Source organism: Streptomyces sp. S063 (assembly GCF_002832675.1).
GTDB classification, from domain to species: Bacteria; Actinomycetota; Actinomycetes; order Streptomycetales; family Streptomycetaceae; genus Streptomyces; species Streptomyces sindenensis.
In genome coordinates, this window is sequence record NZ_CP021707.1 from 685,171 (window position 1) to 699,372 (window position 14,202).

The window sequence follows — 14,202 nt, forward strand, 5'->3', positions numbered from 1 at the left end:
CAGCTCCAGGAGAGAGGCACGCCATGATCCGCCCCGCCGCCCGCTACGTCCTTCCCGAGTTCACCGAGCGCACCGCGACCGGGACCCGGACGCAGGACCCGTACTCCAAGCTGCTGTCCGAGCGGATCGTCTTCCTCGGCAGCCCGATCGACGACACCGCCGCGAGCGATCTCATCGCCCAGCTCATGTATCTGGAGCACGCGGACCCGGACCGGCCCGTGTCGCTGTACATCAACTCGCCCGGCGGTTCGTTCCAGGCGATGGCGGCGGTCTACGACACGATGCGCTTCCTGACCTGCGAGGTGGAGACCTTCTGCCTGGGGCAGGCGGGCTCCTACGCGGCGGCTCTGCTGGCGGCCGGGGCTCACGGGCGGCGACATGCGCTGCCCGGCGCGCGGGTAGTCATTCAGCAGCCCGCACTGGAGGAGCCGATGCGGGGCCAGCCGTCCGACCTGGAGATCCACGCGCGCGAACTGGTGCGCACCCGCGAGATGTTCGCGGCCATGCTGGTCCGGCACACGGGCCGGACCGCGGAGCAGATCACCGCCGACATCGAGCGCGACACCATCCTCGACGCGAAGGCCGCCCTTGCCTACGGGTTGGTCGACCACGTCGTGGAGAACCGCTGACCCACCCCGGCCGCCGCACGACCGGCGCCGTACGACGCGAGGTGAAACGCCGATGGAGCCAACCGAGTTCCCGCCCCTGCCCGCACTGACCCGCGCCGAGGGCGAGTTCATCGACTGCTATCTGGCCGTGCTCGACCAGGTGGGCCGGATCAACCCCGCGCACGGCGGCGACACCTACAGCGCACTGCGGGCCGCCCAGGCACTGGCCTCCGGGGCGGCCGCCCTGCGCGACGCCCTGGTCCTGATGCACGAGCGCGGCGAATCACGGCTGCACTCCGCCACCCTGGCCCGGGCCCTGCGCGTCCTGGACGGGGAGCGCCGGGCGGGCCGGGTCGCGATGCCTCCGCCGGCGAACCGGCCGCCGGTGAACTGACCCACAGCGGACTGACCCACAGCGGACCGACCCGCCCCGCGCGCCGGGAGCGCTTTACGGGAGCGGACCGGTCGACCCGTCGCACGACACGCCCGAACCCTCGATCAATTCTTCTCGCTCGTTCGGCGTAGGCGATCACCCGTGCGAGCGACGGCTCAACTTGCGTCAACCGCGCGGCCCCTCCTCGAAATACGTCCTTTCGTCCCTGGTACGAGAGGGGTGCGCCCGGCTCGCGGGTGGGCGCGAATCCGGCCTGTCCACCTGAATGGATCAGTGGTGAGGAGACTCACAAATGGCCGTTTCAGCTCGGAAATCCGGCACGGAGTGCGTCAAGATCCGTGGGACGACAAGCCCCCGCCGCCGCGGCGGGGCGGTCCGGGCGGACGCCGAGTCCTGCCGCCGCCCGGATGACTGGTCGACAGAAGTGGATCGGCAGGAGTGGAGGACCCGAGCACAACGGGCCGACCGGGAGACCGGGAAGCCCTCGGGGTGAAGCCGCGACGCGGCCGGGCAACTTCGCCAGCCCGAACCCGACAGGTCATCCTTCACAGGCGGCTGACGAAGGGTTGCGCATGTCTGCGCAGGTTCATGTCCCGTCTCTTTTCGCCCGGGTCGGTACGGCTTCGGCGCTCACCCTGGCCGTGACGTCCTCGATGCTGGCACCCGGTCTGGTGAGCGATGCCGAGGCCGCCACCGCCCACTCGACGAAGGCCCTGAAGGTCGCCGCGTCGAAGAAGGGGGCTCCCTATAAGTACGGAGCGGCGGGCCCAGCCGCTTCGACTGTTCGGGGCTGACGCTCTACTCGTTCAAGAAGGCCGGCAAGAAGCTCCCCCGCACGGCCCAGCAGCAGTACAACAAGACCCGCCATATCGCGAAGTCGCAGCGTAAACGCGGCGACCTCGTCTTCTTCCATTCGGGGCGCAGCGTCTACCACGTGGGCATCTACGCCGGGTCCGGGAAGATCTGGCACTCCCCCAAATCGGGGGACGTGGTGCGACTGGCGAAAATCTGGTCCAAGAGCGTCTGGTACGGACGGGTCCGCTGACCCACCGACCGGACGCTCTTTCCTTGCGGCGCCGCACCTGCCGCCTTTCCTTGCGGGCACCGCCCCTGTCGCGCGCCGGTCTCAGCGCAGCAGCGGGCCGGTGACCAGGGCGAGTCCCAGTCCGGTGAGCGCCACCCCGCTGCCGCCCTCGATGGCGCGGGCGGTACGCGGGCGGCGCAGCCACCGGCCCAGCCGGTCCACCAGCAGGGCGACGGCCGGGAACCAGATCAGCGCCAGCACCACGACCAGGGCCGCGAGCAGCAGGGTCCTGGGCAGCGGCGGCTGACCGTCGGGCACGAACTGCGGCAGCAGGCTGAGGAAGAGCACCGGGGCCTTCGGGTTGAGCGCGTTCGTCAGGAACCCCTGGCGCAGCGCGCGCCCGAACTCCCTGGGAGCCGGCCGCTCGGGCTCGCCCTCCGGGGCATCGGAAGGCGGGCCCGAGCCGTCCCGCGCTCGGCGGCGGATCGCGTACAGCGCGCTGAGCCCGAGGTAGAGGACGTAAGCACCGCCGAGCAGTTGGACGGTGCGGAAGAGCACGGGCATCGTCACCAGCACCGCGGCGAGTCCGGCGACCGCGAGCGCGGTGTGCACGAGCAGTCCCCCGGCGACGCCGACCGCCGAGGCCAGGCCCGCGGTGCGGGAGGCCAGGGCGTTGCGTACGACGACGGTGAAGTCGGCGCCGGGGAGCGCGACCATACCGGCGGCGACCCCCGTGAAGGCGATGAGTTGTGCGTCCATGGGGTCCACCTTGGACCTGCGGAGCCTTTAGCGTGTACTTGCAATCTTCTGGGTCTGCCTAAAGGAACGCTTTCATGTACGACCCGACACGGCTCATGGCGCTCGTGGCGGTCGCGGAGGCCGGATCGATCACCCGCGCCGCCGCCCGGCTCGGCTACACCGCGCCCGCGCTCTCGCAGCAGCTGGCCAAGCTGGAGCGGGAGGCGGGGGCGGCGCTGCTGGTACGCCACCATCGCGGGGCGCGGCTGACGGCGGCGGGCGAGCTGCTGGCGGGCCGCGCCCGCCGGGTCCTGGACGAGCTGGACCAGGCGCGGCACGAGCTGGCACGCCTTGCCGGGCTCTCGGGCGGCAGACTGCGGGTGGGGACGTTCACGACGGCCGGGATCCATCTGTTGCCGCCCGTTCTGAGCGCCTTCCGGCGGGCCCACCCCGAGGTGGAGCTGGCCGTCGCCGACCACGAACCGCCCGGCGGGATCGCCGCCGTGGCCGCGGGCGAGGTGGACCTCGCCCTGACCCATGCCTATGAACCGGGAGCGGTCGGGCCTCCGCCGGCGGGCGTGTTCGTCGACCCCCTCCTGGTCGAGGAGCTGGTGCTGGTCACGTCGGTGGGGCACCGGCTCGCCGAGGGCACCGGGCGGCTGCCGGTCGGTGAGCTGGCGGGGCGGCCGTTGATCAGCAGCGCGCCGACCCATCCGCCCCGGCGCGGGGTCGAGAACGCCCTCGCGGAGGTGGGGGCGACGCCTGCGGTGATCTGCGAGTCACCCGGATACGCGGTGGTGTGCGCGCTGGTCAGCGCGGGGATCGGGGTGGCGGTGGTGCCGGAGATGGTCGCCTCGATGGCGGCGGCACCGCTGTCCGTACGCCGGCTGGAACCGGCGTCGTTCCGCCGGACGATCTCGGTGGTGCACCGGGGCGACCGGTCGAGCGCGGCCGCCGCGACGCTGCTCGCGCTGCTGCGCAGCGGTTTCGGCCGCGGGGGCACGGCCCCGGGGGCGAACCGGGCCCCGGCGGGCTGACCCGGTCGCCCGAGCGGGTCAGCCCGGCAGGATCCGGCCCGGCAGTCAGTTCTGGACCGTGACGACCCAGGGCAGCGCGATCCAGACCGTCTTGCCGCCCTCGGCGGTCGGGGTGACCTGGAGCCGTCCACCGCGTTCCTTGGCCAGCATCCGGATGATGACCATGCCCCGGCCGTTGTCCTGCCGTACGGCGGCGGGCAGTTTCTGGGGCCACCGGGGGTGACTGTCCGTGACGCCGAGATACAGCTCCTCGTCGCGTTCGAGGCGCAGGTCCACGGTGAAGGTGGGCGACTGACCGAACGTGTGCTGCACGGCGTTGGTGGCCAGCTCCGAGACGATCAGCCGGATCGTGTCGGCGAACTCGCTGTCGTCGGGCAGGCCCCATTCGGCCAGAGTCCTTGCGACATGTCTGCGGGCCGCGGAGACCGAGACCGGATCGCTCGGCAGAGTGACGGTTGCTTCCTGATGGTCCGCCATGGCGACACCGCCCCTTTCCCGCCCCGGGCGACCGACGGCCGGCCGGGATTGTGCTTCGCGCCAGAGTGCCATTGATGCAGCTCCCTGTAACGGCGTTCGGCCAAGATATGCATATATCTGTCGCTCGAAGCGGTGAATTCGGGACCCGTACGGCGTGGACTGACGGCACACTGGCCCCTCTGCGGGCCGGCCCCGGCGACGGTTCGGCCCCTCCCGACAGCGTAAGGAGACCGGCATGCTGCACGGCCCCGTCGTCCGGCGGCGCAAGCTCGGTGAGGAGCTGCGGAGCCTGCGTCACACCTCCGGGATGACCAGCCGGGAGGCGGCGCGGCTGCTCGGCTGGCATCAGTCGAAGGTGAGCCGCATCGAGACCGGCGCGAGCGGGGTGACCCCCGCGGACGTGTCGCGGCTGCTGGACGTCTACGCGGTGTGCGACCCCCAGCTGCGCTCCCTGCTCGAAGTCCTCGCGGGATCGGCGGGCGGTGGCGGCTCGGGCTGGTGGCACGCGTACCGGGGGCTGATCCCGCCGCAGTACCGCGACTTCATCAGCCTGGAGTCGCAGGCCAGCACGGTCCGGACGCTGGAGACCTCGGTGGTGCCGGGGCTGCTCCAGACCGCCGGGTACGCCCGTGCCGTGACCCGTGCCTCGCTGGACGGGTTACCGGACGGCCGGCTCGACTCGCTGGTCGAGGTCCGGCTGACCCGCCAGCGGGTGCTGCGCGCGAGCCCGCCGCTGCGGTTCACGGCGGTTCTGGACGAGGCGGTGCTCCATCGCGAGGTGGGCGGACCGGAGGTGATGCGGGATCAGTTGGAGCATCTGACCCAGGTGGCGCAACTGCCGCACGTGCAAATGCAGTTGCTGCCGTTCTCGGTGGGCGGGTACGTCGGACTCACCGGCCCTTTCGTCATCTTCTCCTTTCCGAACATTTCTGACCTGGATGTGGTCGTTCTTGACCACTTGACGAGTAGCCTCTATCTGGAGCGGAGAGAAGACCTTGAGGCGTACAGCTCGGCCTTCCGTACCTTGCAGGCGCACGCGCTGTCGCCCGAACGCTCGCTGGACCTCATGAACGAGATCGGACGTAGCTTCAGACGCAGCTGAGGGGGCCGCCATGTCAGACCGACACGCACTGCCCGACGCACCAACGCCACCGCCGCCATCGACGCGACCGCCGTCCACGGCGCCGTCCGCCCTTCAGTGGCGGCGCAGCAGCCGGTCGACCGGGATGAACAACTGCGTGGAGACAGCACGTCTTCGCGGCGCGCTCCTCGCCGTACGCGACTCCAAGGACGTGGGCCGGACGCCGCTGCGGTTCTCGGCGGCGGCCTGGACCGCGTTCGTGGACGGGCTCGGTCCGGACGGAGCCCGTCCACGGCACCTCAGCTGACGTCGGCGTCCGCCTGCCGGGGAGCGGTGGCGGCGATCGTGGCCACCGCGGTCGTGATCTGTTCCTCGGTCAGGTCGGCGCGCGCGGTGAGCCGCAGCCGGGAGATGCCGTCCGGAACCGACGGCGGGCGGAAGCAGCCGACCGCCATTCCGGCCGTGCGGCAGTCGGCCGCCCAGCGCACCGCCGTCTCCGCCGACGGGGCCCGGACGGAGACGACGGCCGCGTCGGGCCGGACCGCCTCCAGCCCGGCGGCGGTGAGCCGCGTGTACAGCGCGGTGGCCACCTCGCGGGCGCGGGCGGCCCGTTCAGGTTCCCGCCGGAGCACGCCGAGGGCGCCGAGCGCGCCGCCGACGGCCGCCGGGGCGAGTCCGGTGTCGAAGATGAACGTCCGGGCCGTGTTGACCAGGTGGTCGATGACCCGGGCGGGCCCGAGGACCGCTCCGCCCTGACTGCCCAGCGACTTGGACAGGGTGAGGGTGGCCACGATCCCGTCACCGCCCGCCAGTCCGGCCGCCGCGAGCGCTCCTCGTCCGCCGTCGCCGAGGACGCCGAGGCCGTGGGCGTCGTCGACCAGCAGGGCGGCGTTCGCGGAGCGGCAGACCTCGGCCAGGGCCCGGAGCGGGGCCGCGTCGCCGTCGACGGAGAAGACCGAGTCGGTGACGGCGAGGGCCCGCCCGTCATGGGCGCCGAACGCCTTGGCGACCGCATCCGGGTCCGCGTGAGGGGCGACGGCGGTCCCGGCGCGGGAGAGCCGGCAGCCGTCCACGATCGAGGCGTGGTTGCCCGCGTCGGAGACGATGAGGGAGCCGCGCCCGGACAGCGCGGTCAGCGCGGCGAGGTTGGCCGCGTACCCGGAGGAGAGCACGAGGGCCGCCTCGAACCCGCAGAACGCGGCCAGCTCCCGTTCGAGTTCGGCGTGCAGGGCGGTGGAGCCGGTGACCAGCCGGGAGCCGGTGGCGCCCGCTCCCCAGCGGTGGGCGGCGGCGGCCGCGGCGGCGGTGACCTCCGGGTGCCGGGTGAGGCCCAGGTAGTCGTTGCTCGCGAGGTCCAGCAGCTCCGGCTCGGCGTCGCGCGGACGCAGGGTGCGTACGAGTCCGGCGGCGGCCCGGTGGCGGGCCTCGGCGTCGATCCAGTCGAACGGGGCGAAGGACATGGGGCGGGTCCCTGTCTTTGTAGGCAGCCCACAGACCCTAGCCGGGTGCGCAGCAGGTCAGGGTGTGGCAATACACACACCCCCGCCCGGCTCTCCTGTCTGGTTCCTCCTTGGCTGGAGGCGGTGCCGTACGCCAGGATCATCTTTCATGGACCTGCTGAACACGCTGGTGGACAAGGGGCTGCGGCGCGAACTGCCGACCCGTGAAGAAGCGCTCGCCGTACTGGCGACCTCCGACGACGAGCTGCTCGACGTGGTGGCCGCCGCCGGGAAGGTGCGCCGTCAGTGGTTCGGGCGGCGCGTCAAGCTCAACTATCTGGTCAACCTGAAATCCGGGCTCTGCCCCGAGGACTGCTCCTACTGTTCGCAGCGGCTCGGCTCGAAGGCCGGAATCCTCAAGTACACCTGGCTGAAGCCGGAGGAGGCGTCCAAGGCCGCCGCCGCCGGGGTCGCGGGCGGCGCGAAGCGGGTCTGTCTGGTGGCGAGCGGACGCGGCCCCACGGACCGGGACGTGGACCGGGTCACCAAGACCATCGAGGCCATCAAGGAGGAGAACGAGGGCATCGAGGTCTGCGCCTGTCTCGGTCTGCTCTCCGACGGCCAGGCCGACCGGCTGCGTACGGCGGGCGCCGACGCGTACAACCACAACCTGAACACGTCCGAGGAGACGTACGGGGCGATCACCACCACCCACACCTACGCGGACCGGGTGGAGACCGTGCAGCAGGCCCAGGCCGCCGGGCTCTCGGCGTGTTCCGGGCTGATCGCCGGGATGGGCGAGAGCGACAAGGACCTGGTCGACGTGGTGTTCGCGCTGCGCGATCTGGACCCCGACTCGGTACCGGTGAACTTCCTGATCCCGTTCGAGGGGACGCCGCTCGCCAAGGAGTGGAACCTCACCCCGCAGCGCTGCCTGCGCATCCTGGCGATGGTCCGGTTCGTCTGTCCGGACGTCGAGGTGCGGCTGGCGGGCGGCCGTGAGGTGCACCTGCGCTCGATGCAGCCGCTGGCACTGCACCTGGTCAACTCGATCTTCCTGGGCGACTACCTGACGAGTGAGGGCCAGGCCGGTCAGGCCGACCTGGACATGATCGCGGACGCCGGTTTCGAGGTGGAGGGCGCGGGCACGACGACGCTGCCGCGCCACCGGGCCGACGCGCTGGGCGGCGGCTGCGGTACGTCCGCCGAGCCCGCCGGGTGCGGGACCCAGGAGCCCGCGGGCTGCGGTTCGCACGGGGGCGGTGGTGGCTGCGGACCGTGCGGTGGCCACGAGGAGCAGGAACCGGCGGCGGTCGCCGACGCGGACGCTCCGGCCGCGCCTTCGGAGGCGAACGGCGCGCCGCGTACGGATCTGGTGGCGGTGCGCCGGCGCGGTGCGGGAACGGATCTCGCCCCCAATGCCTGAGCCGTACGCCCCCGCACTCCCCCAGCCGTCCGCACGCCCTGGACGCGGTGCGCACTCCGGACCCGCCGCGCCGAAACCGTACGCCCCCGACGAACTGCGGGCGCTCGACCGCGCGCACGTCTGGCACCCGTACGGTCCGATGCCCGGCCGCCAGGAGCCGCTGATCGTCGAGTCGGCGTCCGGGGTACGGCTCCGGCTCGCCGAACCCGTCGAGGGGCAGCGCGAGTTGGTGGACGGCATGTCGTCCTGGTGGTCGGCGGTGCACGGCTACAACCACCCGGTCCTCAACGAGGCCGCACGCGGCCAGCTGGACCGGATGAGCCATGTGATGTTCGGCGGGCTCACGCACGAGCCCGCCGTCCGGCTGGCGACCCGGCTGGTGGAGATCACCCCCGGACCGCTCCGGCATGTCTTCCTGGCCGACTCGGGGTCCGTGTCGGTCGAGGTCGCGGTCAAGATGTGCCTGCAGTACTGGCGTTCGGCGGGCCGTCCGGCCAAGCGCCGGCTGTTGACCTGGCGCGGGGGCTACCACGGGGACACCTGGCAGCCGATGTCCGTGTGCGATCCGGAGGGCGGGATGCACGGGCTGTGGTCGGGCTCCCTCCCCCGACAGGTCTTCGCCGACGTCCCGCCGGACGGTTTCGACGCGGAGCCGGATGCCGGGTACGTCGCACATCTGCGGGAGCTGATCGCCGCGCACGCCGAGGAGTTGGCGGCGGTCGTCGTGGAGCCGGTGGTGCAGGGGGCCGGCGGGATGCGGTTCCACTCCCCCGCCTATCTGCGGGTGCTGCGCGAGGCGTGCGACGAGCACGACGTGCTGCTGGTCCTCGATGAGATCGCGACCGGTTTCGGGCGTACGGGCAAGCTGTTCGCCGCCGATCACGCCGGGATCTCGCCGGACGTCATGTGCCTCGGCAAGGCGCTGACCGGTGGTTATCTCACGATGGCGGCGACGCTGTGCACCACCCGGGTGGCCGAGGGCATCTCCAGCGGTGAGGTGCCGGTGCTGGCGCACGGGCCGACGTTCATGGGCAACCCGCTGGCCGCCTCGGTGGCCTCGGCCTCGGTGGACCTGCTGCTCGGGCAGGACTGGGCGGGCGAGGTCGCGCGGATCGGCGCGGGGCTGCGCTCCGGGCTCGCTCCCGCCGCGGAGCTCGCGGGCGTGGTGGACGTACGGGTCCTCGGGGCGATCGGGGTCGTCCAGCTCGACCACGAGGTGGACATGGCGGCGGCGACGCGTGCGGCCGCGCGCGAGGGCGTGTGGCTGCGGCCGTTCCGCGATCTCGTCTACACGATGCCGCCGTACGTCACGGGCGACGAGGACGTGGCCCGGATCTGCCGGGCCGTGTGTGCCGCGGCACGGGAGGGCTGAGGCGATATGTCGACGATTCTGGTGGTGTCCGGTACGGGCACGGAGATCGGCAAGACCGTGGTGACCGCCGCGGTGGCGGCCGCCGCGCGGGACCGCCGGGTCGCGGTGCTCAAGCCCGCCCAGACCGGGCTGGCCCCCGGGGAGCCGGGCGACGCGGCCGAGGTCGCCCGCCTGGCGGGAAGCCATGTGACGGCGGTCGAACTGGCCCGGTTCCCGGAACCGCTGGCCCCCGCCACGGCCGCCCGGCGGGCGGGGCTCGCGCCGGTACGCCCGTTCGAGGTCGCCGAGACGGCTCAGAAGCTGGCCACCGAGCACGACCTCGTGCTGGTGGAGGGTGCGGGCGGACTGCTCGTGCGGTTCGACGACGAGGGCGGCACCCTCGCGGACGCGGCCCGGCTGCTGTCCGCGCCGGTGCTGGTGGTGGCCCCCGCGGGGCTGGGCACGCTGAACGCCACCGCGTTGACGGCCGAGGCGCTGCGGAACCGGGGTCTCGGCTGCCGGGGTGTGGTGATCGGCAGCATGCCGGCGGACCCGGACCTCGCGTCCCGGTGCAACATCGAGGACCTGCCGGTGGCGGCGGGTGCGCCGCTGCTCGGCGCGGTACCGGCCGGAGCGGGTGCGCTGCCGGGCGCGGACTTCGCGGCGGGCGCGGAGCGGTGGCTCGCTCCGGAGCTGGGCGGGAGCTGGACCCCGGGGCGGCGCTGAGGCACCGGGCCGGATGTCCCGGGGCGCTCCGGGGGCTATTCCGAGGCGATCCGGGGGAGAATCGTCGAGGGCCTGTTCTCGGCTGACGGGGATGGCCGGACAGGCCCCAGGAGCCTCACGCCCGCTCCGTATCGGAGGTCCGTCATGCAGCTGCGCAGCAGGAAGCTCCCCCGGGACGCCGTGCATCACCCGGTCTTCGCCCGCTTCTACGCCCGGTTCAGCGTGGCCGCCGATCTCCGGGGCGGCGTCGCCGCGTACCGCGAGGAGCTGCTGTCGGGGCTCTCCGGCCGGGTCATCGAGATCGGTGCGGGAAACGGGCTGAACTTCGCCCACTATCCCGGCGCCGTCTCGGAGGTCGTGGCGCTGGAACCGGAACGCTCGCTGCGGCAGCTGGCGGTCCGCTCCGCCCTGCGCGCCGAGGTGCCGGTGGACGTGGTGCCGGGGGCGGCCGAGGCGCTTCCGGTCAAGAGCGAGGCGTTCGACGGGGCGGTGGCGTCGCTGGTCCTGTGCACGGTACGGGATCTGCCCCGGGCGCTCGCGGAGATCGAGCGGGTCCTGCGGCCCGGCGGCGAACTGCGGTTCTTCGAGCACGGGCTGGCGCGGGGACGGGCGCTGGCGACGGCACAGCGGGTGGCCGACCGGACCCTGTGGCCGCTGCTCTTCGGCGGCTGTCACACGGCCCGGGACCCTCTGGCCGCGATCGAGGCTGCGGGCTTCGAGCTGGGCACGTACCGCAGGCTGCGCATTCCGGAGACGGGCCTCCAGGCGCCCTCGTCGCCCTGTGTCCTGGGCGTGGCCCGCAAGCCGTTCGCGGAGGACGGGGGCTGAGCGCAGGACGGGGGCTGAGGCGACGGGGCGCCTTCACCCCCGGGCCGGGCTCCCCGGCGGACGGGGAGCGTGCGACCGCCGTACGGAATGCGATCGACGCCCCGGCGCCGCGGATGGTGGGATGGCCGGCATGAACGATCTTTCGCTGTCGATACGGTCCGCGACCCCGGCCGACCTGGACGGGGTCCTCGCCTTCTGGAAGGTGGCCGCCGAGGGCACCAGCATCAGCGACGACGGGGACGGGGTCGCCCGCCTGGTGGAACGGGACCCCGAGGCATTGATCCTGGCCGAGCGGGACGGGAGGCTGGTCGGCACCGTCATCGCGGGCTTCGACGGCTGGCGCTGCCATCTCTACCGCCTCGCGGTCCATCCGGACCAGCGGCGCCGAGGCGTGGGGAGCGCCCTCCTCGCGGCGGCGGAGGGACGGTTCACCGCGCTGGGCGGGCGGCGCGCCGACGCCATGGTCCTCGACCGCAACGCCTCGGCCCACCACGCGTGGCGCGCGGCGGGGTACGCGCCCGAGCCGCAGTGGAGCCGCTGGGTGAAGCACCTGACGGACTGACGCGGTAGGAGGCGGCTCCCACTGGGCAGACGCCTACGATGACATGCTCCCCCGACTCCTCCGACACCGCGCGGTCCCCCCGCCCTTGCCCGATCATGGGACGGAGGTGAACCGATGACCGAAGTGCTTCTGCTGCTCGTCGCCCTGCTGCTCTGCGTCGCCTGCGGCGCGTTCGTCGCGGCGGAGTTCTCCCTGACCACGGTGGAGCGCAGCGAACTCGAACGGGCTGTCGAGCGGGGCGAGCGGGGTGCCGCGAGCGCGCTGAAGGCCGTCCGGAGTCTCACGTTCCAGCTCTCGGGGGCCCAGCTCGGCATCACCGTCACCAACCTGGTGATCGGCATGCTCTCCGAGCCGTCCATCGCCAAGCTGATCCGCGGCCCCGTCGAGGCGGCCGGACTGCACCCCGCCGCCGCGTCCACCCTGGCGCTCGGCATCGGTACGGCGCTGTCCACGGTGGTCCTGATGGTGGTCGGCGAGCTGGTCCCGAAGAACTGGGCGATCTCCTCCCCGCTGGCCGTGGCCAGGGCGGTGGCCACACCGCAGCGGGGGTTCACCGCGGTGTTCCGGCCCTTCATCGGCCATCTGAACAACACCGCCAACCGGATCGTGCGGCGCTTCGGCCTGGAGCCGACCGAGGAGCTGGCCTCCGCCCGCGGCCCGCAGGAGCTGGTGGCGCTGGCCCGGCACTCCGCGAAGGAGGGCGCGCTGGAGGCGGACACGGCCGAGCTGTTCGTCCGCACCCTGAACCTCTCGGAGCTGACGGCGGAGAACGTGATGACCCCGCGGGTCCAGGTGACGGCGCTGGAGGTGCAAGCGACGGCCGAGGACGTCGCCAACGCCACACGGGGGACCGGTCTGTCCCGCTTCCCCGTCTACCGGGGCAGCCTGGACACCGTGGTCGGCGTGGTCCACATCAAGGACGTTCTGGCGATCCCCGCCGACCGCCGGCCCCGGACCCGCGTCTCGGAGCTGCTGCGCGAGCCCCTTCTCGTACCGGAGACGCTCACCGTGGACAAGCTGCTCGACCGCTTGTCCGGGAAGCTCGCCATGGCGGTGGTGATCGACGAGTACGGCGGTACGGCCGGGGTCGCGACGCTGGAGGACATCGTGGAGGAGGTCGTCGGCGAGGTCCGCGACGAGCACGATCCGCACGAGACGCCCGATCTGGCGGCCGCCGGTGAGGACGCCGACGGCCGGACCCTGTGGTCGGCGGACGGGGCGGCGCGCACCGACCAGCTCCGCAGGATCGGTCTGCGGGTGCCGGAGGGTCCCTACGAGACCCTCGCGGGGCTCATCGCCGCCGAACTCGGGCGGATCCCGACGACGGACGACAGCGTCGAGCTGGCGGGCTGGCGGATCGACGTGGTGGACGCGTCGGGCCGCCGGGCCGCGCGAGCCCTGCTGCACGCCCCGCTGCCGGGGTCCGACGACCGGACGGAGGGCGAACGGTGATCGTTCTCCAGCTCTTCGTCGGTCTGCTGATGATCGTGGTCAACGCCTTCTTCGTGGGCGCCGAATTCGCCCTGATCTCGGTGCGCCGCAGCCAGATCGAACCGGAGGCCGAGGCCGGGAACCGGCGGGCCCGCAGCGTCATCTGGGGCCTGGAGCACGTCTCGGCGCTGCTCGCAGCGGCGCAGCTCGGCATCACACTCAGCACCCTGGTGCTGGGCATCGCGGCCGAGCCCGCCATCGCCCATCTTCTGGAGCCGGTATTCGAAGCGGCAGGAGTGCCGCACCCGCTGGTCCATCCGATCTCGTTCGTGATCGCGCTGAGTGTGGCGACCTATCTGCACATGCTGCTGGGCGAGATGGTTCCGAAGAACATCGCGCTGGCCGAACCGACCCGCAGCGCGCTGCTCCTGGGTCCGCCGCTGGTCGCGATGGCCCGGGCCCTGCGGCCGGTGATCTTCGCGATCAACGCGTTCGCCAACGCCCTGCTCAAGCTGTTGCGGGTGGAGACCAAGGACGAGGTCTCCGCGACGTTCTCGGACGACGAACTGGCCCGGATGGTGCAGGACGCGGGGGACGCCGGACTGGTCGACGACCGCTCCGCCGAGCGTCTTCACCACGCTCTGGAGCTGGGGCGCCGACCGGTGCGGGACGTGGTGATGCCGGTCGACCGGGTGTTGTACGCCAGGGTCGGCACGACCCCGGAGGAGCTGGAGCGGCTCTCCTCGGAGTCCGGGTACTCCCGCTTCCCGGTGATGGACCGCGAGCAGCGCATCCTCGGCTACCTCCATGTGAAGGACGCCCTGGACGCGACGCCCCGGGACGTTCCCTTCCCGGTGTCGGCGATGCGGCCGATCGCCCGGGTCCGGGCGGCGACCCCGCTGGACGACGCGCTGACCGCGCTGCGCCGCAGCCGTACCCACCTGGCGGCGGTGCTCGACGAGGAAGGGCGGCTGGCGGGCATGGTCACGATGGAGGACGTGCTGCGCGAGCTCGTCGGACGGCCGGGGTCCCGCTGACCTGCCGGCCGACCGGCTGGCCTACCGACCTACCGACCGGTAC

At 72.6% G+C, this 14,202-nt stretch carries 15 protein-coding genes and 1 pseudogene; 13 read left to right on the top strand and 3 right to left on the bottom strand.

Going from position 1 to position 14,202, the window contains the following annotated elements; translation table 11 throughout:
• Nucleotides 1-23: 23 nt before the first annotated feature.
• The 3 genes and pseudogenes from CCZ36_RS03005 (at nt 24) to CCZ36_RS03015 (ending at nt 2,047) form a co-directional block, all read left to right on the top strand.
• Entirely contained in the window at nt 24-629 is a 606-nt protein-coding gene (locus CCZ36_RS03005; protein ID WP_069736148.1) for an ATP-dependent Clp protease proteolytic subunit, read from the top strand.
• 52 nt (nt 630-681) lie between these two features.
• Entirely contained in the window at nt 682-1,002 is a 321-nt protein-coding gene (locus CCZ36_RS03010; protein WP_069736147.1) for a hypothetical protein, read from the top strand.
• Between the two features lie 572 nt (nt 1,003-1,574).
• A pseudogene (locus CCZ36_RS03015) lies at nt 1,575-2,047 on the top strand (C40 family peptidase).
• An 81-nt stretch (nt 2,048-2,128) separates the two neighbouring features.
• Here CCZ36_RS03015 and CCZ36_RS03020 read toward each other — a convergent pair.
• Complete coding sequence (locus CCZ36_RS03020; protein ID WP_069736145.1) at nt 2,129-2,785, bottom strand: LysE family translocator; 657 nt, start codon at nt 2,783-2,785, stop codon at nt 2,129-2,131.
• 74 nt (nt 2,786-2,859) lie between these two features.
• Here CCZ36_RS03020 and CCZ36_RS03025 point away from each other — a divergent pair, with 74 nt between their 5' ends.
• Nucleotides 2,860-3,801 (top strand): LysR family transcriptional regulator, encoded by a 942-nt coding sequence (locus CCZ36_RS03025; RefSeq protein ID WP_069736144.1) that lies wholly within the window; start codon nt 2,860-2,862, stop codon nt 3,799-3,801.
• 45 nt (nt 3,802-3,846) lie between these two features.
• On the opposite strand, the gene CCZ36_RS03030 is transcribed toward CCZ36_RS03025, so the two are convergent.
• The gene (locus tag CCZ36_RS03030) at nt 3,847-4,278 is read right to left on the bottom strand and encodes an ATP-binding protein (protein ID WP_128816979.1); all 432 of its coding nucleotides are present in this window, start codon (nt 4,276-4,278) and stop codon (nt 3,847-3,849) included.
• A 235-nt stretch (nt 4,279-4,513) separates the two neighbouring features.
• Between CCZ36_RS03030 and CCZ36_RS03035 the strand changes: the two genes are divergently transcribed.
• Nucleotides 4,514-5,380: a helix-turn-helix domain-containing protein gene (locus CCZ36_RS03035; protein WP_128816980.1), complete on the top strand. Its 867-nt coding sequence runs from the start codon at nt 4,514-4,516 to the stop codon at nt 5,378-5,380.
• A 10-nt stretch (nt 5,381-5,390) separates the two neighbouring features.
• Nucleotides 5,391-5,666, top strand: a complete 276-nt coding sequence (locus CCZ36_RS03040; protein ID WP_128816981.1) for a DUF397 domain-containing protein — start codon at nt 5,391-5,393, stop codon at nt 5,664-5,666.
• On the opposite strand, the gene CCZ36_RS03045 is transcribed toward CCZ36_RS03040, so the two are convergent.
• A complete protein-coding gene (locus CCZ36_RS03045) occupies nt 5,659-6,819 on the bottom strand; it encodes an 8-amino-7-oxononanoate synthase (protein WP_128816982.1) in 1,161 nt (386 codons plus the stop codon). The two genes, CCZ36_RS03040 and CCZ36_RS03045, sit on opposite strands and share 8 nt — an antisense overlap.
• A gap of 148 nt (nt 6,820-6,967) precedes the next feature.
• Here CCZ36_RS03045 and bioB point away from each other — a divergent pair, with 148 nt between their 5' ends.
• The 7 genes from bioB (at nt 6,968) to CCZ36_RS03080 (ending at nt 14,159) form a co-directional block, all read left to right on the top strand.
• Nucleotides 6,968-8,224 (top strand): biotin synthase BioB, encoded by a 1,257-nt coding sequence (gene bioB / locus CCZ36_RS03050; protein ID WP_128816983.1) that lies wholly within the window; start codon nt 6,968-6,970, stop codon nt 8,222-8,224.
• Nucleotides 8,217-9,596 carry an adenosylmethionine--8-amino-7-oxononanoate transaminase gene (locus CCZ36_RS03055; protein WP_206515708.1) on the top strand — a complete coding sequence of 460 codons (1,380 nt, stop codon included), beginning with the start codon at nt 8,217-8,219 and terminating at the stop codon, nt 9,594-9,596. Before bioB ends, CCZ36_RS03055 begins: the two co-directional genes overlap by 8 nt.
• Nucleotides 9,597-9,602: 6 nt before the next feature.
• Complete coding sequence (gene bioD / locus CCZ36_RS03060) at nt 9,603-10,301, top strand: dethiobiotin synthase (RefSeq protein ID WP_069736139.1); 699 nt, start codon at nt 9,603-9,605, stop codon at nt 10,299-10,301.
• 144 nt (nt 10,302-10,445) lie between these two features.
• Entirely contained in the window at nt 10,446-11,129 is a 684-nt protein-coding gene (locus CCZ36_RS03065) for a class I SAM-dependent methyltransferase (RefSeq protein WP_069742505.1), read from the top strand.
• Nucleotides 11,130-11,250: 121 nt separating this feature from the next.
• Nucleotides 11,251-11,691: a GNAT family N-acetyltransferase gene (locus tag CCZ36_RS03070; RefSeq protein ID WP_128816984.1), complete on the top strand. Its 441-nt coding sequence runs from the start codon at nt 11,251-11,253 to the stop codon at nt 11,689-11,691.
• Nucleotides 11,692-11,805: 114 nt separating this feature from the next.
• Nucleotides 11,806-13,143, top strand: coding sequence for a hemolysin family protein (locus CCZ36_RS03075; protein WP_128816985.1), 1,338 nt, complete (start codon nt 11,806-11,808; stop codon nt 13,141-13,143).
• Complete coding sequence (locus tag CCZ36_RS03080) at nt 13,140-14,159, top strand: hemolysin family protein (RefSeq protein WP_069742502.1); 1,020 nt, start codon at nt 13,140-13,142, stop codon at nt 14,157-14,159. The genes CCZ36_RS03075 and CCZ36_RS03080 overlap by 4 nt, the downstream gene beginning before the upstream one ends.
• The last annotated feature ends 43 nt before the right edge of the window (nt 14,160-14,202 follow it).